Annotated in this window: 1 protein-coding gene; it reads left to right on the top strand. The window is 68.8% G+C overall.

Annotated features, from left to right (window positions below):
- Positions 1-85 precede the first annotated feature (85 nt).
- A partial coding sequence (locus tag WH85_RS46215; protein ID WP_045748592.1) for an RpnC/YadD family protein occupies positions 86-703 on the top strand: 618 nt, incomplete at its 3' end.

The following is a 703-nucleotide window of genomic DNA, read 5'->3' as shown; positions in this document are numbered from 1 at the left end:
GTAACCAGTGACTATCGACCCAACGTATCGGCAATGATGCCCGTTCACCCCACGGCCCCGATAGGCCAGCGGTCGTTGGAGCGGCATGACCAACGAAACCCCTCACTTACCGAACGACCGGGCCGCCCCGCGGGTGACGCTACCGAGTCACCACGGTGACCTGCCCGGAGTCCGCGGCTCGGGCCGCGACATCAGCCTGCGCCTGATGGCCGCCCTCGCCCCACAACAGGTGTACGCCCTCGTCGGCGCCGACCTCGGCCCCGGGACCGTCACCCGCCTGGGTGAAGAACTCCCGATGGCCCGTGTTCAGGTGGACCTGCTCGCCCAAGCCGGCGACACCCTCCACCACATCGAAGTCCAGTCGAAGCCCGACCCGCGCCTGCCCGAGCGGATGCTCCTCTACCGGATGCGCATCCGCGACGAACTCGTCTCCGGCCGCAACCGGCCAGCCTGCGCCAAGGGCATCCGCCAGTACATCCTGCTCCTCGGCGCCGGCGACCAGGCCGGCGACTTCGACGACGGCCAGGCCACCTTCGGGGCACCGGTCTTCAACGTCCGGGACATGAACCCGAACACCCTGCTCGCCGACCCGTCCACCGCACCCCTGGCAGCCCTCGGCAAAGCCACCTCGGACGCCGAACGACTCGACATCTTCGAAGCCGCCCTGAAAATGATCCGCACCGTGGCGGACCAGGACACCGCC

Source organism: Actinoplanes rectilineatus (genome assembly GCF_000962825.1).
Lineage (GTDB): Bacteria > Actinomycetota > Actinomycetes > Mycobacteriales > Micromonosporaceae > Actinoplanes > Actinoplanes rectilineatus.
Note: the sequence above shows the minus strand (reverse complement) of the source record. Positions and strands in the feature narration are given on the sequence as shown.